This window comes from Nocardia glycosmidis, from assembly GCF_052545115.1.
Genome location: NZ_JBQWRH010000004.1, coordinates 334,505 through 355,255 on the forward strand (window position 1 = coordinate 334,505; position 20,751 = coordinate 355,255).

Sequence of the window (20,751 nt, forward strand, 5' to 3'; positions counted from 1 at the left end):
GGCCAGGCTGTTCAGGGCCCGATTCCGGAGCCACAGCCGCGTGAACCGGCGGACAGGAACGCGGTGTGTGAGTCGGGAGACGGGTCCGTGCGGTGTGCACGAAGCTGGGCGTCCCGGAGTCCGCCATCGGGCGGTCGGGCAGTTGGCTACCTTCGACGAACCGAACCGTGACCTGCGGGGCCCACACTCTCGATCGAGCTGTGGGCGGGTCCGCACGAGGGGACCGGTGCGGTGAATCGGGTTCGACGAATGCTCGAACTGGTGTTCTACCGCAACCGCATTGTGGATGTGGCCCGCGGTCTGCTGACGTGAGCGGCTGGGCCGCCACCGCCTGCCCGTCGCGCGGAACAAGTCCTATTCGCACTGGTGGAGCGGCAGTTGACCAGGGGCTTTTCCGGCGTCCGCGCCGCGCGGGCGGACCGGGCGTGTCTGCTGGATGAGGCCGGCGAAAAGCGTCCGGACCTGCGCAGGAAGTAGGTTTGTCGGTGATGCGGAGACCGGCACGCGAATCCCTGCTCCGCTGAACGGGACTTGCGTGCTTCGGCCGGACTAAAGTGGTGGTCCGGGAGGTTGCACCGGTCGGATAGGGTGTTCCGATCGAGGCGCGGAGAGGTGGTGGCATGACTCAGCATCTGGGCGAAGCGAAGGTCGAGCAATCGACATCGGGCCCGCAGTCGAACGGTGCCGCGCCCGCCTCCGACGCCCCGCGGCCCGATCAGCAGCCGGCCGCGGCGACCGCGTCGCCCGTGCGGCAGCCCGGCACCTCCACCGCCGTTCCGACCTCGGCGTCGCGCCGGGTACGGGCGCGTCTGGCCCGCCGCATGACCGGTCAGCGCGGTATCGCGGCGGTCAAACCGGTGCTGGAACCGCTGGCCACCGTGCACCGCGAGCTCTACCCGAAGGCGAATCTCACGCTGTTACAGCGCGCGTTCGACGTGGCCGACGAGCGGCACAAGCATCAGTTCCGCAAGTCCGGCGACCCTTACATCACCCATCCGCTCGCCGTGGCCAACATCCTCGCCGAACTCGGGATGGACACCACGACGCTGGTGGCCGCGCTGCTGCACGATACCGTCGAGGACACCGGCTACAGCCTGGAGCAGCTCACCCAGGATTTCGGCCCGGAGGTCGCGCACCTGGTCGACGGTGTCACCAAACTGGACAAGGTCAACCTGGGAGCGGCCGCCGAGGCGGAGACCATCCGCAAGATGATCATCGCGATGGCGCGCGACCCGCGCGTGCTGGTGATCAAGGTGGCCGACCGGCTGCACAACATGCGCACCATGCGTTTCCTACCGCCGGAGAAGCAGGCCAAGAAGGCCAAGGAGACCTTGGAAGTCATTGCGCCGCTTGCTCATCGCCTCGGCATGGCGACGGTGAAATGGGAGCTGGAGGACCTCGCCTTCGCGATCCTGCATCCGAAGAAGTACGACGAGATCGTCCGTCTGGTCGCCGACCGCGCACCCTCGCGCGACACCTATCTGGCGAAGGTGCGGGCCGAGATCGTCAACACGCTGGCGGCATCCCGGATCAACGCGATCGTCGAGGGCCGTCCGAAGCACTACTGGTCGATTTATCAGAAGATGATCGTCAAGGGGAAGGACTTCGACGACATCCACGACCTGGTCGGCATCCGCATTCTCTGCGACGAGGTACGCGATTGCTACGCGGCCGTCGGCGTGGTGCATTCGCTGTGGCAGCCGATGGCGGGCCGGTTCAAGGACTACATCGCCCAGCCGCGCTACGGCGTCTACCAGTCGCTGCACACTACCGTGGTAGGGCCGGACGGCAAGCCGCTCGAGGTGCAGATTCGCACCCAGGACATGCACCGCACCGCCGAGTTCGGCATTGCCGCGCATTGGCGGTACAAGGAGACCCGCGGTAAGCACTCCAACGACACCGCCGAGGTCGACGACATGGCCTGGATGCGCCAGTTGCTGGACTGGCAACGTGAGGCCGCCGACCCGGCCGAGTTCCTGGAGTCGCTGCGCTTCGACCTGAAGTCGCCGGAGATCTTCGTCTTCACGCCGAAGGGCGACGTGATCACGCTGCCACAGAAGTCGACGCCGGTGGACTTCGCCTACGCCGTGCACACCGAGGTGGGGCACCGCTGCATCGGCGCCCGGGTGAACGGCCGCCTGGTCGCGCTGGAGCGCCAGTTGGAGAACGGCGAGGTAGTCGAGGTATTCACCTCCAAAGCGCAAAACGCGGGACCGAGTCGCGACTGGCAGAACTTCGTGGTGTCTCCGCGCGCCAAGGCGAAGATTCGCCAATGGTTTGCCAAAGAGCGGCGCGAGGAGGCTCTGGAAAGCGGCAAGGAGCAGATCTCCAAGGAGGTCCGCCGCGTCGGGCTGCCGCTGCAGCGGTTGATGAGCGTGGACGCGATGACCGCGGTCGCCCACGAACTGCACTACACCGACATCTCCACGCTCTACACCGCGGTCGGTGAGCATCAGGTCTCCGCGCACCACGTGGTACAGCGGCTGATGGCCCAGCTCGGCGGCATCGGCGACGTGGAGAACGAGCTGGCCGAGCGCTCCACGCCGTCGACGACACCGAGCAGGCAGCGGGTCACGGGCGACGCGGGCGTGCTGATCCCCGGTGCGCCCGGCACGGTCGCCAAGCTGGCGAAATGCTGCACCCCGGTACCCGGTGACGAGATCATGGGTTTCGTGACCCGCGGCGGCGCGGTGAGCGTGCACCGCACCGACTGCACCAACGCCGGTTCGCTGCGTGAGCAGGCCGAACGGATCATCGACGTGTCCTGGGCGCCGTCGCCGTCCTCGGTGTTCCTGGTCGCCATCCAGATCGAGGCGCTGGATCGCACCCGCTTGCTGTCCGACGTGACGAAGGTGCTGGCCGACGAGAAGGTGAACATCCTGTCCGCATCGGTGGCCACGCACGGCGATCGGGTGGCGATCAGCAAGTTCACCTTCGAGATGGGCGACCCGAAACACCTGGGGCACTTGCTGAATGTGGTGCGCAATGTCGAGGGCGTCTACGACGTCTACCGCGTCACGTCCGCGGCCTGATCGCCTGCGATAGTTGCTGTAAATTAGCTAATCCGCCAGGCGATTTCGGGCTGGACGCTTCGGGGTGGAATGCCTGTGTGGCGAGCCGCCGGAAACTTGCCGGGTTGCCGCCCGGAACGCGCCGTGGCGTGTCGCGTGCGCATCGGCGTTTCGCGAAAGACTTCCGTCGATTCGGCGGTAATAGCCGGAATCTGTTACGGTTTAAGACGTTTCATGGCGTAGAGGGTAGTTGCGGCAAACGACTTGATTGCGAATCGCTATGACTGGATACACGACACGACTCTCGGGAATGCTGGTCGCATTCACCGTGACTGTCGCGACCGCCGGAGTCGCCGCGGCACAGCCGTCGAGTCCCGTCGGACCCTCGATGAACCTCGCAATCGCGACCTGTCCTGCCTTGTACGCCTTGGGAATTCAGGGCACCGGTGAGTCCTCGCCGGACGCGGCGCCCACCACCGACACCGGTATGCTCTCAACGGTCTTCCGGCCGATGCTGGCCAAAGCTCCCGGCACCGGTCTGGTCGACCGTGCCTATGTGCCATACGAATCCGGCTTCGGCGGCGCGACCGCAGGCGGCGCGGTGCCTTACTCGGAGTCGGTGGCAGGCGGCCTCGCTCGTCTGCGCATCATGGCCGCAACTGTCGCCGACACCTGCCCGAACACGCGCTTCGCGGTGGTCGGCTACTCGCAGGGCGCGCACATCGCGTCGATGTTCGCCCAAGAGATCGGCCACGGCAGGGGCATTCTGCCGGCCGAGAAGGTAGCCGCGGTGGCGTTGTTCGGCGACCCGACTCGCAATCCGGGCGCCTCGCTGTTCCCCGGCGCACCCGGCAAGACGACGCCGGACGCCACCCCGGGCACCTCGGGCGGCCGGCTCGTGTCCCTGGCGGCGCTTGCGCAGGCGCCGGCCAGCGGCGGCGGCATCGGGCCGGAACGGGACAGAGCTGTCGACTTCGGTGCGCTGACCGGTCGCGTAGCGAGTTTCTGCACCGCGGGCGATCTCGCCTGCGACGCCCCGGACGGCGCCCCCATCCTGAAAGCGATCGCCAACCTGGTCGGCCAGTCCGAACTCAGCGGCGGCGACCCGATCGCTTCGCTGGCGTCGATCGCGCAGGCGTTGGCGTTCACCTCGATCAAGACCGTGACCACAGTGGCCGGGCAGGACGTGCAGGGCAATTCGCTGGCGACGCTATCGATCTCGCCGAAGCTGTCGATTTCCCAGCGCCTCGCCGAAGCCTCGGATCCCCGCACCTCGCTGGACCTGCCCGGCGCGGTCCAGGCCCTGGTGAAGATCGGCATGATCGGGTGGAACGCCGTGGTCACGGTGGTCAGGACGATCATCGATCCGGCAGCCATCGCCGAACTGGCCACCGCGGGCCTGTCCAACCCGCCTGCTGCCCTGCTGTCGTTCGGCACGAAACTGCTCGGCGCCATCCCGCAACTCGTTCCGCCGACGACCGGTCTCCGCTTGGTGACGCAGGCATTCGACGCGGTGGTGCAGAACATCACGGACAACAGCGCGTTGCTGAACACGGCCACGTGGGTGCGCTACTGGGACACCGTCCAGCGCCACACCGCCTACAACAGCGCGACCGTCTCGGCGGACGGTGCCCCCGCGACCCACTTCGTCGCCGAGTGGTTCGCGGCCGCCGCCCGCGACGCCGCCGACGCGTTCGGTGGCAATCCGACGCCGCGGGTGGCGCCGGAGCAGCAGCCGCCCGGATTCTTCGGCGACAGCTCCGGCGCGTCTCCCACGCCGAGTTCGTCCGGTACGGGACAATTTCCGTTCGGGGCCGGAGCCGATGGCGCCTCATCCGGCGGCGTGACATCGATTCCGCCCATCTACCGACCCGGCACACCCAACACCTACCCGTTCTCCACGAACTGATCGCCGAGAGGGTCCGACGATGCGATACTGCGTGCCCTGCTCTGCGGGAATGGGGGAATGTTGAAGTCGTACAAACAGCTGTCGCGCTGGTACGGCGCGTTGGAGCCGGAAACCGGTGCCGCGGAAGCGGAGGGCAGGCCTGAGGTCAGCACCATCGTCCCCGCAGAGGATGACCGGCCGGCGCCCTCCCGGCCCACGATCCGCGACGAGGACGAACCCCGGCCGGATGACCTACTAGCGGACCTGCCCGCGCAGCGCAGCGAATTCACCGGCGGCTGGTCGGATTGGGTGGTCAGCGGCCGGGCCCCGGGCCCCGATGACGACTACGCCGCGCCGCGGCAGGCCGATCCGGCTCGGTTGCCCTGGGCCGGCGATGAGGCCGAGTCCGTCGACCGACCGCGCCCCCTCGTCTCGCGGGCCCTGCGCCAGGCCGCCCGCGACCACCCCGCCGTACGCCGCGCCCGCACGCTGATCGTCGTGATCGCGGCGGTGTTGGTGCTGGCCGTGGTCGCCGTGTGCGTGCTGGTCATGCTGCGTACCGCAGCCGACCGTGCGGCCGCGGCACGCGATTCGCGAGGGTCCGCGTCGGTGCAACTCACCGGCGGCAGCGCGCAGGCGGCCGGCGATGGGCGCGGGATCGGCGCGGGTGCTTGCCCGACCGAGCGCAGCGACGCGATCGTGCGCAGCGCGGAAGCCGGCGGGACGACGTCGGGACCGGACGCGGTGTTGCAGTTCCAATACGCGTACTACGTCGAACGGTCCGGCGAGTACGCCAGGACGGCGGTCGCACCGGACGCCGCGGTCCAGCCGGCGTGGGTCATCCAACGGGGCATCGACACTGTCCCGACGGGCACCACGCATTGCGTGCGAATCGTGACCATGGGTGAGCACAGGTACTCGGTGGAGGTCACGGAATACCGGCCGGGTGGTGTGCCCGCCACGTACAACAGGCAGATGGTCACCACCGCGGTGATCGGCGGCCGCACCCTCATCACAGGTATCGCGGCCGGATAAAAGGAGAGCAGAGGCGATGGGAGAGGACTGGAGCCGTTGGCTCGACGAGACGCCCGGGCAGGGCGAGGCGTCGGGCCGGCCGGTGCGCTCCAAGGCTCCGGTGGTGCGGTTGCGGCGTCGCGACGATGACGGCTTCGGTGCGGATCGCCCGGCGCAGCGGCCGATTCTGGTGGTCGGCGGGTGCGGTGGCGCGGGTACCACCACGACGGCATTGGGTTTGGCGGGTGAGCTCGGCACGGGCGGGACGCCGACCGTCGCGGTGGACGCGACATCGGCGGGTAGCGATCTCGCGCTGCGCGGTGCGGATGAACATCTGCACCCGATCAGCTTGCAGTCCTGGTTGTACGGGCGCGGTGACGACGAGCCGGCGCCGTTGAAGGAATGCCTGTCGCGGGCGACGTCGGGCATCGGGCTGCTGTGGCGTGATGCCACGCCGCTGCGCAGGCGTGCGACGTATCTCACGGTCGCGCGCGCGGTACGCGACGCGGGATACACCGCCGTCTACGACGGAGGACACCCGATTGCCGCCAGGCAACTGCTTCCGTTGCTCGATGACGCGGACGTGGCTCTGGTACTCGCGATTCCAGCCCGCAACGACGCGGCCAACCGGTTGCGAGTCGCGCTGGAGTGGCTCGACGACCAGTTCGGCGATGCCGAGAAGCATGGCGGCGGCATCGTCGGCGACACGACCATCGTCGTTTCGCACCAATATCCGGACGGTGACTCTCGGGTAGCGGATCATTTGCGAGAGCACCTCTCCGGCTGGGTCCGCGATATCCGAGAGATTCCCTACGATCCGCACCTGGCCCGCGGTGAACTCGTGCGGCACGCCTCGCTGGCCGCCGAGACGCGCCGGGCGTATGGGCGCCTGCTCGCCGGAGTGGCATCATGACCGCCGCCATGATTTTTCCGCGTCAGCCCGATCCCGCTCCCGCCGGTGTGATCGCCCCACCGGAGGCTCGCCGTGCCGCCGTCTGGGACCGCCCGGTGCCCGGTGTCGGCCGCGCGCCCCTGGTCTGGCTGCTGGGTGTGCACGGCGGGGCGGGAGCCAGTACCCTCGCGCATGTGCTTGCGCCCGCGGCGGATTCGGGCCGCCGCTGGCCCGGCGTCTTCGACCGCGAAAGTCCGTTCGTCGTCCTCGTCGCCAGGGAGACCATCGCCGGTCTGTCGCGCGCGCACGACCTTCTGCGCCAACATCTTTCGGGCTTCGCCGGCCGTTGCGAGGTGCTCGGTCTGATCACCGTCGCCGCTCGCCCTGGCCGGATGGCTCCCGAGATCCGGCGCTACCGCGATGTGGTCGGCTCACTGGCCGGCCAGGTGTGGCAGGTGCCGTGGTACGAGGAGTGGACGCTGGTCGAACCGGAGCAGCTGCCGATGTGGTCGCCCGGCGATCCGCTGCCACCGAAGAAGCGCAAGCTCGATCTGCTGGAGGAAGTCCCGCTCGATGTCCGGGAGCTCGGCGCCGACATCGTCGCGGCCGCTCGGACCGCATTGGAGGAGGCCACCTTCGACCGCCAGGTTCCGGATCTCAGGAAGCCGTCCGATCAGTGAACGTCCGCATCGAATCGGCGACAACACACCACTATTCGAGAAAGGCGCCCGATGAGCACGATCCTCCTCGCCGTGCAGGACACGTACGGCACCGTACTGGCGCAAGTCGGTAACCCGACGCCCGAGGCGCCTCCTGGCTCGGAGAAGATCCTGCAGCTGGTGCGGTATCTCACCTGGTTCGTCCTGCTGTCCGGGATCTGCGGCATCACCTACGCGGGCGGCAGGTTCGCGTGGGAGAAGTGGACCGGCGGTGGTCTCGAATCGCCGAAGATGGTGGCCGGAGCGATGATCGGCGGCGTGGTCGCCACCAGCGCCGGCACTATCATGAACGCAGTGATCGGCACCTGAGGTCGGCGATGAGTACCGTGCGCATATCGGCCGCCGAGTTGCTGGCCTACAAACGGATGCCCGTCGAGGTCGTCGCACCGCTGATGCAGCTGCTGAACTGGCTGCTCTGGTTCGTGCTGCTGGTGTGCCTGGCCTGGATGATCGTGTCGGCGGGGAAGCTGTGGCTGACCTTCCGCAGCGACCTGGCCATGAACGACGCCTCGCACGGCGTGCTGATGAGCCTGCTGGGTGCTGTGGTGGCGAGCACGGCGTCAGGGATCGCCCTGGCGTTCCTGCCCGCGTGAGCCGCGGCGGGATGGGGACGACGCGGGAATGACTTCGACGGTAATGCGGTCGGCGGACTCAGCGGACTCAGCGGTGCGGCGGTGCGACATCCGGCTGCCCGCGGCTGGATTCGTCGGTGCCGCGCTGCTGGTGGCGGCGGTCGGCTGCGGCGGTGGCGACGACACGGCGGGACCGGACCTGGCCGCGTCGCCGACCAACGTACGCTGGCAGCCGTTCCAAGGTGTGCCGCTGCCGGTCACCGATCAGGGGCCGAAGTCGACGGCGGACGGCGCGGCAACCGGTTTCGAGCATTCGCCGCGCGGTGCGGGCGTCGCCGCGCTGACCCATTCGGTACGACTGGCGGTGGCCGCCGACACCCAGTGGGCGAAAGTGGCCGCGCGGGAACTGGTTCCGGGTCCGGCCAAGGATGAGTGGGCGATCAATCGGGTGCAGCTGTCGATCACCGGTCCGGCTAGCCCCGAGTTCGCGCCCCGGCTGCTCGGCTACAAGATCACCGGCTACACCGAGCAGAACTCCACCGTCGACGTGTACGCCAAGTATTCCGACCGGTCGAAAGCGGTGCACCACACCACCGTCGAGTGGTTCGGCGAGGACTGGCGATTACGACTGCCAGATCCCGGCTCGACCGCACGACCTATCGATTCGATCGACGCATTACCCACTGACATTGTGAAATTGGAGGCACCGACGTGAGCGACAAAGAGTCGTACGCGCGCGACCGTGTCTCCTTCGGTGTCGTCGCGTCCGCCGCCGTACTGGCACTCATCGTGATCGTCGGCATCTTCGTCTTCGTCGGACGCGACGACCAGGGGGTGGGCGGCAGCCCCGCGGCACCGGAAGGCTCCGGTGGAGTCGGTTTCGCGAGCCCGGAAGTGGACATTCTGGGCAGGCGCGTCGACATCCCGAACAATGCTGCGGGACAACCGCTTCCGCAGGATCCGTCGCGGCAGCGCCGACCGAGCGACTCGGACTGGCTGACCGCCGCGCCGCAGGGCACCGCCGAGCCGCACGGTTGGCAGCGGGTGTACGGCGCCTCGGTGCCGTTTTCCACCTCCGACGGTCCCACGCGTATCGAGGACGACTTGGCTGTCGGCTACTCGCACACGCCGCAGGGTGCGGTGCTGGCGGCGGCGCAGATCACCTACCGTCTCAACGCGCGCCCCGCCCACCGCGACCTGTATGTCCGGCAGGTCCGGGTCTCGGCTCAGCAGATCGCCGCCTACGACAAGTCGCTGGCCGCTGACCGGCTGCCCCAGCAGCAGCCGGAAAAGGTGACGCGCTACTTCGTCGCCGCCGACGCGTTCAAAGTCGACGACTACGCCGACGATCTCGCCATCGTGCGCCTGGCCACCAGGGGACCGGTGGTGGACGGCAAACAGCTGTGGGCGGCGACGCGCCTGGTCATGGTGTGGGATGCGGGTGACTGGCGGTTGAAGCCCTCGACGTCCAATAACGCGCAGACCGAGTACCTCGAGTCTCTAGCGGGGTGGACCAAGTGGTGAACCGCCTGTCGTCCGATTCGGATGCGTTCCGAATCCGAAGCTGTGCAGATGATTTCGCGAGAGTGCAGTGTGCGAGAAAGGCCCGAGGAACAGTTGATGGCCAACCAACATGGGTGGGCATGCGTCCGGCGGTCAGGTGGCGAGACGACGATCGGAAGCTCACCGCAGTGACAGGCGACGGGCAAGTGCAGATCGAGTCCCTGCGGAGCATCGAGGGGTGGACACAATGGTAAGGCGGATAGTCACGATCTTCGCGGTCATCTTCACGGTGATGATCGCGACGCCGACCGTGGCCTACGGACAAACCTACGGTTTCGACGAGACGTGCAACGAAATCCACGACACGCTAGACAATGTCGGACTGCCCGGCATCTCTCTCGGTGACGCCGCATCCGCCGCATGCAAGGCGGGCAATGCCGCCTCGCATCCCGGTCAGGCCGCGACGGCGATCAAGGACAAGGCCTGGGACTCGACCTTCGGCAAGGTGGTCGACTCGCTGATGAACGGTCTCGGCGAGGCCATCATCCTGGCGTTGACCTTCTGGATGAAGGTGCCCAACGAGGCGGTCAGCGATTCGGGCTCGCTGTTCACGAAGATCAACGACTACACCTATCAGGCGCAGATCTTGCTGTTGATCGCCTCGGTGATCATTTCCGGCGCGCGACTGGCCGCGGCGAGACGTGGCGCGGTGATGAACGAGGCTGCCGAGTCGTTCCGGATGTTCACCCGCGTGGTGTTCAGCTCCTGGATGCTGGGCGCGGTCATCGTTGCCGGCACGCAGGCCTCGGATCGTTTCGCCGAGTGGATCATCAACGACTCGACCAACGGCAACGCCAAGGACCTTGCCGAGCTGATGGTGAAAACCAGCAAGCTGCAAGCCTTTTCGCCCGGCCTGGTGCTGATCATCGCGATCGTCGGCCTGCTCGGCGCGCTCGCGCAGATCGCGCTCGCCATCGTCCGCCAAGGCCTGCTGGTGATCGCGGCCGGAGTGCTGCCGCTGGCGGCGGCGGCTTCCGGCATGGACATCGGCAAGCAGTCGTATCAGAAGCTGATCGGCTGGATCATCGCCTTCATGCTGTGGAAACCCGTGGCGGCGATCGTGTACATGATCGCCTTCACCACCGCGGGCCACGTCGACGCGCTCACCCCGACCGGTGGCCTGCCCGACGGTGAGCAGGCTCAGCGCATGCTGGTCGCGATCGTGCTGCTGTGCAGTGTGGCGTTCGTACTGCCCGCCCTCATGCGGTTGGTCACTCCGGCCGTGGCGATCGTCGGTAGCGGTGGTTCGGGTCTCACCGCGGCCGGCGGCACACTGCTCGCGGTGGCGGGCCTGGGAGCCATGGGTACCAAGGCCGTTGGCGTCAAGAGCTCCGCGGCACCGGGCAGGGCAGGTTACGTGAGTGGAAGTGGGAACGGTCCGCGGCCGGGTGGCGCGGGCGGGCCGCGCGGCGGCGGCGCACCCCGCCCGACCACGCCCCGGGGCGGTGGTGGCGGTCAGGGCGGCGCGGCCCCGCGCGCCTCCGGACCCGCGGGCGCGTCCGGGGTAGCGTCCGGATCGGCCAGGACGGCAGGCCGGATCGGCGCGGCGCGAGCCGCGAGCGGCGGTCTGACCCGGGCCGAGCAAGCCATGGGTGACGTCGCGGGCGATCGTTGGACGAACCGTTCACCCGACCTCGGGAGGAGCACCATTCCGCGATGACAGTCACCGAAACCTACGAGCGGCGCTCGTACGGGCTCTGGCAGAAGCCGCGCAGCGCAGGTCTTTTCGGCCTGCGCTGGGAGGAGACCGTGCTCGGCTTCGCGGTCGTCATCACGGCGCTGATCACCGCGATGGTCGGCGGCTTCCAATGGGGTGTGATCGTCGGCGGCACCGGTGTCGTCGTGATGGTCCCACTGGTGTGGCGGACCGGAGGTCGTTCGGGCTACGAGACGGGATTGATGATGTTCAATTGGATGCGTTCGCGCAGTCGTGGCGAGCACGTGTACCGCGGTGGCCGCTTTTCCCGGATCCCGGGCGGCGTCACCCGATTGCCCGGACTGCTGGCGCCCTCCAAGTTGTACGAGGGCATCGACGCGGGTGGCTACAGCTTCGGCATGATCCATCTCCCGCAGTTCGCCCAGTACACGGTGGTGCTGCGCGCTTGGCCCCAGGGGCACGAGGCGGTCGACCAGCCCGTGATCGACCGCTGGGTGTCGGCGTGGGGCACCTTCCTGGCCTCGGTCGGCCAGACCAGCGACATCATCGCCGTCGTCCCGGTCATCGATACCGTCCCGGAGACCGGAAACCGGTTGCTCACCGAGGTTTCCGCGATCACCCGGCCCGAAGCGCCGGAGCTGGCGCAGCAGGTGATGTACGAGCTGGCCACGGAGCTGCCGCAGGAACGAGTGCAGCTACTGCCCCGCGTGGCGATCACGTTCAAGGCCACCACCGCCGAACGCCGCAAGAACCCGGCGGAGGAAGCGGTCGAGATCGGCCGCCGACTGCCCGGCATCTGCGCCGCGCTGGCCGAGGCCGGCGTGCGCGCGCAGCCGATGTCGGCCGATGAGGTGATCGCGTTCATCCGGCGCAGTTACGATCCTGCCTCGCAGGCCGATCTGGAAGTCGCCGCGGGGGAGCCCGACGGGCACGGCCTGGATTGGGCGGACGCGGGTCCGGTGTCGCATGACGAGAAGTGGGATTGCCTGGTGCACGACGGCGGCCGGTCGGTCACCTGGGAGATGGACGCGGCCCCGGAGGGCGCGGTCGACGAGCGGGTGCTGCAGCGGTTGCTCGCGCCGAATCCCGAAGTTCCGCGCAAAAGGATCGCGATCGTGTACCGTCCGCACTCGGCCGCCGACGCCGCCGAAATCGTCGACGACGATTTCAAGAACGCGTTGGTGGCCCAACAGAGCGAACGCGGGGTCGTGTCCGCGGCGGCGACGCTGCGGGTGGGCGCGACCCAGCAGGCTCGCGAGGAGCAGGCCAGGGGTCACGGTGTGACCCGCTTCGGGGCGCTGGTGACCATCACCGAGCCACTGCGCGGCGACCTGCCGCGCATCGAAGCCATCACGCGCGACCTGTCGACCCAGGCGCGCTTGAAGATCCGGCGGTGTTACCGCTACCAGGCGGCGGCCTTCGCGGCTTCGCTCGGTTGCGGGGTGATCCTGCCGGAACACGCGACTATTCCGAAGGCACTGGCGGGGTGAGCGATTCATGGCACGCGACTACGAGCCACCCGTACGGGAGCGGGACGAGGACGCACGCCGCGGGCGGCTCGAGCAGTCCGGCCGGGACGAGTGGGGACAGCGGCCTGCGCGGCCCCGGCGCCCCGCACGGGATTCGGCGCGGGTGAGCGGCGAGGACCGGCTGGGCGTCGAAACGCCCGACCGGACGGTGGGGCGAGAAGCCGAGCGGCGCGCGCGATCGGATGCGCGCTCCGACCGCGCCCACAGCGAGCGCGGCTCCCGCGTCCACCGTGAGGCCGACTCCGACCGCGCCCACAGCGAGCGTGGCTCCCGCGTCCGCCGTTCGGCGGACACCGAGCGGATATCCCGGCGTCCGGATCGCAACGGCGCGCGGAACGATCGTGTGGCACGGCCCGCCAAGGTCGACTACACGGCCGACCGTGCCATGGGAACCCCGCACCTGGACAAGGCGGCCCGCCGCGCGAAGGCCAAAGCGGATCGACGCAAACAGTCCGGCCCTCCGCTGCTCGACGACGTCACCCGCGCCAAGCTGGAGATGATCGCCCGCGAGGGCAGCGGCTTGCGGGCGGCGTGGGCGCAGTTCCGGGTTCGCACCGACGACATCCGCCGCCGCAACTACGCGGCCCGGGCAGAGCAGACCATCGAGGACGGATTCGACCGCAGCACAGCGCAACTCACCGACCGCGGGTACGCGGGACCGGGCGGCGGCCGGATGAACGTGGTCGGCCGGCCGGTCGAATACCGCGCCACCACCGCCCAGGTCGCGGGTTTGTGGCCGTGGTCGGTCGGCGCGGGCGCGCCGCTGATCGGAACGCCCCTCGGCTCGCATCTGCACACTGGGGCCCCGGTCTGCTTCGACCCGATGAACTGGTTCATGCGTGGCAGTTTCATCACCGCGCCGAGCCTGTTCGTGCTCGGCCTCAACGGTTTCGGCAAGTCCTCGCTGGTGCGCCGGATCGTACTGGGCGGCATCGCGCAGGGCATCACGCCGTTGATCCTGGCCGACGTCAAACCGGACTACCGCAAAATGGTCGAAATGGTCGGCGGACAGGTGATCGACCTGGGGTACGGGCACGGCAAGCTCAACCCGCTGGCCGCGGGCGTGCTCGGCGCAGTGGTGCCGCGGCTGGACGAGTTCCCGGCGCTACAGCTGCAAGTGTTGCAGGACCTGCGGGCCAGGCAGGTGACGCTGATCGCCGGTCTGGTCGAACTGGTGCGCGGCGACCGCGTCCGCGACTACGAGGAGACGCTGATCTCCACCGCGCTGCGCATCCTGTACCGGCCCGGCAGCGGATATACCCCGGATAAGCCGCCGATCATGGAGAACCTGCTCGACGTGATCGTCAGTGGCGGTGAGGAATTGATGCTGGATGCCGGTGCCGACAGCCCGGCCGAGTACCAGGAGGCGATCAAGGGCCTGCGCCGCTCGCTGCGCGCGCTCACCCAGGGCCCGTTCGGTGCGGTATTCAACGGACAGACCACCGTGCCGATCGACACCAGCGCGGTCGCGGTGTGCATGGACGTTTCCCACATCCCTACCGGCGACAAAAAGCTCAAGGCCGCGGTCATGCTCGCGTGCTGGGCGGACGGATTCGCCTCGGTCGAAGCCGCGCACGTCCTGGCCGACGCGAAACTCGGCGCGCAGCGCTATTTCCAGGTGGTGATGGACGAGCTGTGGCAGGTGCTCGGTCTCGGCGACTTCATGGTCGACCGCGTCGACGAGCTGACCCGACTGCAGCGCGGCATCGCCACAGCGCTGATCATGATCAGCCACACCATCAAGGATCTGCAAGCACTCGGCTCCGAAGCCGCGATCGCGAAGGCGCTCGGATTCCTCGAGCGGGCGCGGGCGAAAATCTTCGGCGCGCTCCCGGCCGAGGAGATCAAACGACTCGACAGCACGGTTCCGTTCACATCGGCCGAGGAGGAGATGGTGACCGGATGGTCCGCGCCGCAAGCATTGACGGGCGAGGCGCTCAAGCCGGGGCAGCAGCGGCCGTCCCCGCCCGGTACCGGTAAATTCCTGCTGAAGATCGGTGAGGACCGCAGGCCGGGCATTCCGTTCCACATGGAATTCACCCTGTCGGAGAAGGAAAGCGGGATCCACGACACCAACCAGCGGTTCAGCGAGTTCACCGAAGCCACGTCACGGGGGACGGATTCGCCCGGGAGTGCCGCATGATGCCGCATCGGTCCTACCGCCGGGTCTCCCCCGAGGTGCGCGATGCCGCCGTCGCGCAGGTCATCGCGTTGACGGGCAAGTTACGCAGCGAATCGGAGGCCTGTCGCGTGGTCGCCGAGCAGATCGGTGTGCACACGAATTCGGTGCGCAATTGGGTTCGCGCGGCCGAAGGCCCCAGCTTGGAGCGCATGGACGCGACCGCGTTGCGGCGTAAGGTCGCTCTGTTGCAGCAGCAATTGGCGGCCGCCGCGGAGATGAACCGCACCTTGGCCGACACACTCAACGAAGCCCGGCGCCGGAGGTGAACCACGCCTGCGCGTGGCATGCTGCCCGAGTGCGGCGGCGATGAGCGGCAAATCGTTGTTGTGGACCGCGCTCGGCGCGGTACTCGGACTGATGACCATCGTGCTGGTCATCGTCATGCCTGCGGTCGATGACGCCTGCGAGGGCGGTTCGGTACTCGGTTCGCAGTCGGCACTACCGCCGCTGGGCGGTATTCCCCCGGGTGATCGCAGCGCTGCTGTGACGGCGAGTCCCGCTGCGCCACAGACCAATCCGATCGCGACCGCGACCCCGTCGCTGGCCGCGCGAGTCGGTTCGCTGCGCCGCACGATGCCGCTGGCCGTCGGAACCTTCACCGTGTCGGACGTTTTCGGCTCGCGTGGCGGCGCGCACCGGGGCGTCGACCTGGCCGCCGCCGACGGGACCCCCATCTTCTCGGTTTCCGACGGCCGTGTGGTCGCTGCCGGCCCGGCATCGGGTTTCGGCAATTGGATCGTCGTCGATTCGGTGGATACCAACGGTCGTTCGTACTCGGCGGTCTACGGCCACATGTGGGATTCGGGTCTGCTGGTCCGCGCCGGCGACACGGTGACCGCGGGCCAGCGCATCGGCGCGGTCGGTTCAGCGGGCGAATCCAGTGGGCCGCACCTCCATTTCGAGATAGTGCCGGGCGGCCGGTTCACCGGCGGGCGGCAGATCGACCCACTGCCCTGGCTGGATGGCGCGCCGACGCCGGATGTCGGTGGTGCGCACGCCTATTCCGCCGACCCGCGGTGCAGCCTCGGCTTCGGTACCGTCGGCGGCGCGCTGGCCGCGGGCAAAGTGCCGCAGGAACTCGAGCTCTGGTATCGCCGCGCGGGTTCGATCTGCCCGCAGATCACGCCGTCGCTGCTCGCCGCGCAGGGGAGACAGGAGTCCGGTTTCCGGCGCGGCGCGATCTCGCCGGCGGGTGCGCAGGGCTTGGCCCAGTTCTTGCCGAGCACTGCGGCGAGCATCGATCCCGATGACGGGCGACCGTACGTCGTCGATGCCGACGGCAATGGTGTGGCCAGCGTCTGGGACGACGGTGACGCGATCATCGGACAGGGCCGCTACATGTGCGCGATCGCGCACAAGGTCCTGCGGTGGCAGTCCGAGGGCAGGGTGCAAGGCGACGTCGTCGCGCTGACGCTGGCGGCGTACAACGCGGGTGAGGGTGCGGTGCTGGCGTCGGGCGGGATGCCGAACCAGGTCGCGGCACACTACGCCGAGACCCAGCCGTATGTGCGCAACATCCTCGCGATGGAGGCGCAATATCGCGCGCCGGGTTCACTCGGCCGGTTCACACCGGGGCAGGGCTCGACCGGCGACCAGATCGTCGAAGCGGCGCACGAATGGCTCGGAACGCCCTACGTCTGGGGCGGTGGCGGGCCGCAGGGGCCCAGCGGTGGCGGTCTGGATGGACCGGGCCTCACCTCGGCGGCGGTCTTCGCCGCATCCTCCGGCGCGGTGATGTTGCCGCGCACGGCCGAACAGCAGTGGGAGGCAGGCGTCGAGGTTCCGATGAGCAGAGTTCAGCCGGGTGATCTCGTGTTCAGTTCATTCGGCCCGCGCGGACCTGCGCTGGTCGGCATCTACACCGGAAACGGCCGGATGCTCCAGTCGGCGCCGGGTGTGGACGCCCGATCCGCCGGCGGCGTCTCGCAAGTCGCGGTGCCGGGAGACGGCCGGGCGAGGAGGGTGCTGTGAGCGAGCGCGGCCGGCGAGGCGCGGGCATGAGCGTCCACCGGCTCGAACGCGAGGCCGCGACACCGCCGCAAACCGGCAGCGCACGGCTAGCCTGGAAGGACAAAGCAGGTGCACGCGCGAAGCTGGTGGTGATGCTGGTGCTGACTCTCGTGGTGCTCGGCGCGGCCTGTGGCCGCTCGGACCGTACGGACACGGGATCCGATGCGGCGCATCCGGCTACATCCACGACCCGCTTACTCGAGGTCGTTCCCGCGCCGGATCCGGTGACGCCCGACGGTGTCGCGGTCGCCGCCTTGCGGGAGATCTACCGCTGGGAACCGGTCACCGAAACCCAGGGTGCTTCGCTGGCACGGGCACGGAAGTTTCTCGGCCCCAGTCTGATTCGTATGCTGGACACGGCGCCGACCGCGCTGGAGACACCGAAGGCGACGCTGCAGTGGTCGGATTGGGCGAGGGAAGGAGCGCGCGTGGAGGCGTTCACGTTCGCGTCCGGTGAGAAGGCCCCGACCCTTACCGATCCGAATATCCAGCAGTTCAAGATCGGGATCGAGCAGACCGTCGTCTACCCGAACGGGCGCACCGAGCCGTTGCCGCCCGCGACGGTGATCGCCACCGTCGTGCGAACACCCGACGGCTGGCGGCTCGACGCGTTCCGCTGATCACTCGTTTATCCACCGGACGGCCGAGCAAGGAGGCACACATGGCGAAGAACAAAAAGGTGACGGATCCGGCCATACCCGGGCCCGATGTCAGCCTGATCCTGATCTACGCCGGCTTCGCGGTCTTCGGAACCCTGTGGCTCGCGCTCCATCTGGGCAACCTGCTCGCGGGCAGTCCGCAGAACGTCCCGGTCAACCCCATTGCGATCGCCGCCGACCTGGCCCGGGGAAAGCTGCAGTGGCCGGCCGCGGCCACGGCGATCGTCTTGCTGGTGATCATGAGCGTCGTCGGCTACCTGGTGATTCTCAAGCAGCTGCGCAAGCGTAACTCCAAGGGCCGGCTGGCAGTCGACGACAAGGCTTACGTGATGGGCAGTGGCGGCGCGATCTCGATGCTCACCGAGGCGGGTGTCCGGGAGAAGGCCAAGCAGCTCGGTGTGAAACTTCGCGACGGTGGGGTTCCTGGCGTGCCGATCGGTATCGGCGTGGCAGACGGCGCCATGCTCTACGGCTCGTATGAGGATCTGCACCTGGATATCTGGGGCCCGCGGCAAGGCAAGTCGACCTCCCGCGTGATCCCGGCGATCCTCACCGCGATCGGGCCGGTGCTGGCCACGTCGAACAAACGCGACGTGGTGGACGCCACCCGAGACGTTCGGGAAGCCAAGGGAAGCCCCACCTTCGTCTTCGATCCGCAGCAAGTGGCAGGCGAACAGCCGACCTGGTTCTGGGATCCGTTGTCCTGGGTGGATGCCAGGCGCGAGGGCTGCGAGATGCGCGCGGCGCGACTGGCCGGGCACTTCGCAGACGGTGACGACGGCAGCGACAGCAGCACCGACTCGTTCTTCGATCCGGAGGCCGAGGATCTGCTGGCCGGCTTGTTCCTCGCCGCCGCTGTCGGTGACCGCAACGGCAGCCGCCCGATCGTGCAGGTCTGGGAATGGGTAACCAATCCGCAGGACACCGAACCCATCGAGCTCCTGCGCGCCGCCCGCCACCACTACACGGCATCGGGCCTGTCCTCGCAGTACAACACCGACCCGCGCACGCGCAGTGGCATCTTCGGCACCGCCAAGAAGATGATCCGCTGCCTGAAGCTGTCGAACGTGCACCCGTGGATCACGCGGGGGGGCGACCGCAGGCAGTTCGACGAGCTGGAGTTCCTGGAGCACAACGGCACGCTGTACAGCTTGTCGCTGGAGGGGCGCGGGTCGGCCGCACCGCTGGTGAGCGCGCTCACCGAGGCGGTGATCGACGTCGCGATGCGCAAAGCCTCGCAGTCGGCCGGCGGGCGACTGGCGGTTCCCTTGCTCGCGGTGCTCGACGAGGCGGCGAACGTGGTGCGCTGGAAGGATCTGCCCAAGCAGTACAGCCACTTCGGTTCCCGTGGCATCGTGGTGATGACGGTGCTGCAGTCCTGGGCGCAGGGGGCGCGCTGCTGGGGGGAGAGCGGCATGAACGCCCTGTGGTCGGCGGCGAACATCAAAGTGCTCGGCAGTGGCGTGGACGACACCAAGTTCCTGCAGGAGCGTTCGGACGTCCTCGGCGAATACGACGCGATCTCGCGCTCGATCTCCGAATCCAAGGGCAGCAAGAGCTATTCGCGCTCGCTGAGTTCATCCAAGACGTTTACCGTCAACGCGCTGGCGACGCTGCCGCGCGGCCGAGCGATTCTGTTCCCGTCCGGTGCGCCGCCGGTGCTGCTGCGCACGGTGCCGTGGTGGGAAGGCGAGTACGCTGCCGACGTGAAGCAGTCGATCTCGCATCATGATCCACAGCGCAAGACCGAGATCACGGATCTGATCGGCGCGCCTTCGCTGAGCAAGTCGACGCCGCCGCCGGAGTACGGACCGATCGAGGAGGTTCGGCCACTGTGACCGAACAGCAGCAACAACCGATGATCTATTCGGGCGTGGTGGATTTCGTCGAGAACTACCTCTCCTTGATGTACCGGCGGCAGGTCACCGATCTCAGCGACACGGTGTGGTGCCCGGAGTGGTGGCAGCATGCCGAGGCGATCGCTCGGCTGGACGCACTGTGGCGGGCCTGGGAACACTACCGCCAGGACGGACGGACCGGCCTGAGCGTCTGGTTCCTGGATCACGCGGACCCGCATATGGCGAAACTGCTGGATCCGAAGGGGCCGTTCAAGTACTGCAGTGTGCGCAATGGCCACAAGGACATGCTCAGCCCGTTGCCGACGAAATCGCCGCAACACGGCATGTTCGGCGATCCCACCATCGGCGACCTACCCGTGTAATCGGTTGCACAGCAGGTCTTATCGTGATTACCACAGGAAAGACGAACGCCCGCTGGATAATTCCAGCGGGCGTTCGCAGTACTGATTATCTTGTGCGTTCCAAGCCGCGAGATTCCTGTTCCCGCGCCCCTCTGGTCACCGTTGGCGCTTCGCCGGGGCGGGTGCGCACCGCTTCGCCCGGTGCCTGTGCCTGCCCTACCTCGATCAGCATCCGCACCGCGGCCAGCTCCGGCGCGACACCCATTTTCGCGAGATGGGCGGCGATCGCCATCCGGCGTTCCGCGGAGTCGTATTGCAACGCGGGCCTGGCGTGGGCGGCGGCATTGGCGGCCATCCGCGACGCTTCGGCTTGCGCGGAGAACCGGTCCTTGTCCAGGGACACACCTCTTTCCGCGATCGGCTTCTCGATCAGCCGGGCGAGTTCGGTGTTGCGCGGGTCCTTGGCCTTCGCGTCGCGGGCCTCACGGACCTGCAGTTCCCTGGCCTCCTTGATCCGGGCCTCGGTGAGCTTGACTCGCGCTTCGACTTCCTTCTGACCGCGCTCGCGGGTCCTCAGGGCAACGAGCGTCGCAAGCTGCAACATTGTCCTCATCATGGCTGCGGTTTCCCGGCCGATGTCGTCCAGTTCCTCGGACATGGCTGCTCCCCGATGCTGCAGTGATCACTATGGATGATGGTGGTGCTTCGTTACGGACGCCGCCACGCGAACTGTAGCCCCGTGCAGCGGGTCCCGCCTGCAAACGCGGACACCCGGAGTGCTCGCGGCGCAGCACACACTCTCTACCAGCGCAAACCTACCGAGAGGGTGACTACGCTGCGGGAACTCCTAGGATC

Annotated in this window: 19 protein-coding genes; 18 read left to right on the forward strand and 1 reads right to left on the reverse strand. The window is 68.1% G+C overall.

All coding sequences use genetic code 11. The annotated features are described in order from the left end of the window. The first annotated feature begins 620 nt into the window (after positions 1–620). The 18 genes from ACT86A_RS07570 to ACT86A_RS07650 all read left to right on the forward strand — a co-directional run bounded on the left by ACT86A_RS07570 (position 621) and on the right by ACT86A_RS07650 (position 19,917). The gene (locus tag ACT86A_RS07570) at positions 621–3,032 is read left to right on the forward strand and encodes a RelA/SpoT family protein (RefSeq protein WP_445091260.1); all 2,412 of its coding nucleotides are present in this window, start codon (positions 621–623) and stop codon (positions 3,030–3,032) included. A gap of 259 nt (positions 3,033–3,291) precedes the next feature. Continuing rightward, positions 3,292–4,920: a cutinase family protein gene (locus ACT86A_RS07575; RefSeq protein ID WP_445091261.1), complete on the forward strand. Its 1,629-nt coding sequence runs from the start codon at positions 3,292–3,294 to the stop codon at positions 4,918–4,920. 57 nt (positions 4,921–4,977) lie between these two features. Further along, a complete protein-coding gene (locus ACT86A_RS07580; protein WP_445091262.1) occupies positions 4,978–5,934 on the forward strand; it encodes a DUF8176 domain-containing protein in 957 nt (318 codons plus the stop codon). Between the two features lie 16 nt (positions 5,935–5,950). Continuing rightward, positions 5,951–6,826, forward strand: a complete 876-nt coding sequence (locus ACT86A_RS07585) for a MinD/ParA family ATP-binding protein (RefSeq protein WP_445091263.1) — start codon at positions 5,951–5,953, stop codon at positions 6,824–6,826. After that, positions 6,823–7,485 carry a DUF6668 family protein gene (locus tag ACT86A_RS07590; protein WP_445091264.1) on the forward strand — a complete coding sequence of 221 codons (663 nt, stop codon included), beginning with the start codon at positions 6,823–6,825 and terminating at the stop codon, positions 7,483–7,485. The genes ACT86A_RS07585 and ACT86A_RS07590 overlap by 4 nt, the downstream gene beginning before the upstream one ends. Before the next feature lie 51 nt (positions 7,486–7,536). Further along, positions 7,537–7,833 carry a hypothetical protein gene (locus ACT86A_RS07595; RefSeq protein ID WP_445091265.1) on the forward strand — a complete coding sequence of 99 codons (297 nt, stop codon included), beginning with the start codon at positions 7,537–7,539 and terminating at the stop codon, positions 7,831–7,833. A gap of 8 nt (positions 7,834–7,841) precedes the next feature. Further along, positions 7,842–8,117 (forward strand): hypothetical protein, encoded by a 276-nt coding sequence (locus ACT86A_RS07600; protein WP_445091266.1) that lies wholly within the window; start codon positions 7,842–7,844, stop codon positions 8,115–8,117. Between the two features lie 28 nt (positions 8,118–8,145). Further along, positions 8,146–8,811 (forward strand): DUF8175 domain-containg protein, encoded by a 666-nt coding sequence (locus tag ACT86A_RS07605; RefSeq protein WP_445091267.1) that lies wholly within the window; start codon positions 8,146–8,148, stop codon positions 8,809–8,811. Beyond that, entirely contained in the window at positions 8,808–9,620 is an 813-nt protein-coding gene (locus ACT86A_RS07610; RefSeq protein WP_445091268.1) for a DUF8175 domain-containg protein, read from the forward strand. The genes ACT86A_RS07605 and ACT86A_RS07610 overlap by 4 nt, the downstream gene beginning before the upstream one ends. Then, positions 9,617–9,853, forward strand: a complete 237-nt coding sequence (locus ACT86A_RS27535) for a DUF8175 domain-containg protein (RefSeq protein ID WP_508104359.1) — start codon at positions 9,617–9,619, stop codon at positions 9,851–9,853. Before ACT86A_RS07610 ends, ACT86A_RS27535 begins: the two co-directional genes overlap by 4 nt. Next, positions 9,847–11,319 carry a hypothetical protein gene (locus tag ACT86A_RS07615; protein ID WP_445091269.1) on the forward strand — a complete coding sequence of 491 codons (1,473 nt, stop codon included), beginning with the start codon at positions 9,847–9,849 and terminating at the stop codon, positions 11,317–11,319. Before ACT86A_RS27535 ends, ACT86A_RS07615 begins: the two co-directional genes overlap by 7 nt. Next, on the forward strand, positions 11,316–12,806 hold the full coding sequence (locus ACT86A_RS07620) for an SCO6880 family protein (RefSeq protein ID WP_445091270.1): 1,491 nt from the start codon (positions 11,316–11,318) through the stop codon (positions 12,804–12,806). Before ACT86A_RS07615 ends, ACT86A_RS07620 begins: the two co-directional genes overlap by 4 nt. Before the next feature lie 7 nt (positions 12,807–12,813). Further along, positions 12,814–14,988, forward strand: a complete 2,175-nt coding sequence (locus ACT86A_RS07625) for a putative type IV secretion/conjugal transfer ATPase (protein WP_445091271.1) — start codon at positions 12,814–12,816, stop codon at positions 14,986–14,988. Further along, the gene (locus tag ACT86A_RS07630; RefSeq protein WP_445091272.1) at positions 14,985–15,293 is read left to right on the forward strand and encodes a transposase; all 309 of its coding nucleotides are present in this window, start codon (positions 14,985–14,987) and stop codon (positions 15,291–15,293) included. Before ACT86A_RS07625 ends, ACT86A_RS07630 begins: the two co-directional genes overlap by 4 nt. A gap of 40 nt (positions 15,294–15,333) precedes the next feature. After that, positions 15,334–16,998 carry a peptidoglycan DD-metalloendopeptidase family protein gene (locus ACT86A_RS07635; RefSeq protein ID WP_445091273.1) on the forward strand — a complete coding sequence of 555 codons (1,665 nt, stop codon included), beginning with the start codon at positions 15,334–15,336 and terminating at the stop codon, positions 16,996–16,998. Next, complete coding sequence (locus ACT86A_RS07640) at positions 16,995–17,657, forward strand: hypothetical protein (RefSeq protein ID WP_445091274.1); 663 nt, start codon at positions 16,995–16,997, stop codon at positions 17,655–17,657. The genes ACT86A_RS07635 and ACT86A_RS07640 overlap by 4 nt, the downstream gene beginning before the upstream one ends. Positions 17,658–17,698: 41 nt before the next feature. After that, the gene (locus ACT86A_RS07645) at positions 17,699–19,534 is read left to right on the forward strand and encodes a type IV secretory system conjugative DNA transfer family protein (RefSeq protein WP_445091275.1); all 1,836 of its coding nucleotides are present in this window, start codon (positions 17,699–17,701) and stop codon (positions 19,532–19,534) included. Further along, positions 19,531–19,917 (forward strand): DUF4913 domain-containing protein, encoded by a 387-nt coding sequence (locus ACT86A_RS07650; RefSeq protein WP_445091276.1) that lies wholly within the window; start codon positions 19,531–19,533, stop codon positions 19,915–19,917. The genes ACT86A_RS07645 and ACT86A_RS07650 overlap by 4 nt, the downstream gene beginning before the upstream one ends. An 85-nt stretch (positions 19,918–20,002) precedes the next feature. On the opposite strand, the gene ACT86A_RS07655 is transcribed toward ACT86A_RS07650, so the two are convergent. Beyond that, the gene (locus tag ACT86A_RS07655; protein ID WP_445091277.1) at positions 20,003–20,554 is read right to left on the reverse strand and encodes a hypothetical protein; all 552 of its coding nucleotides are present in this window, start codon (positions 20,552–20,554) and stop codon (positions 20,003–20,005) included. Positions 20,555–20,751 lie beyond the last annotated feature (197 nt).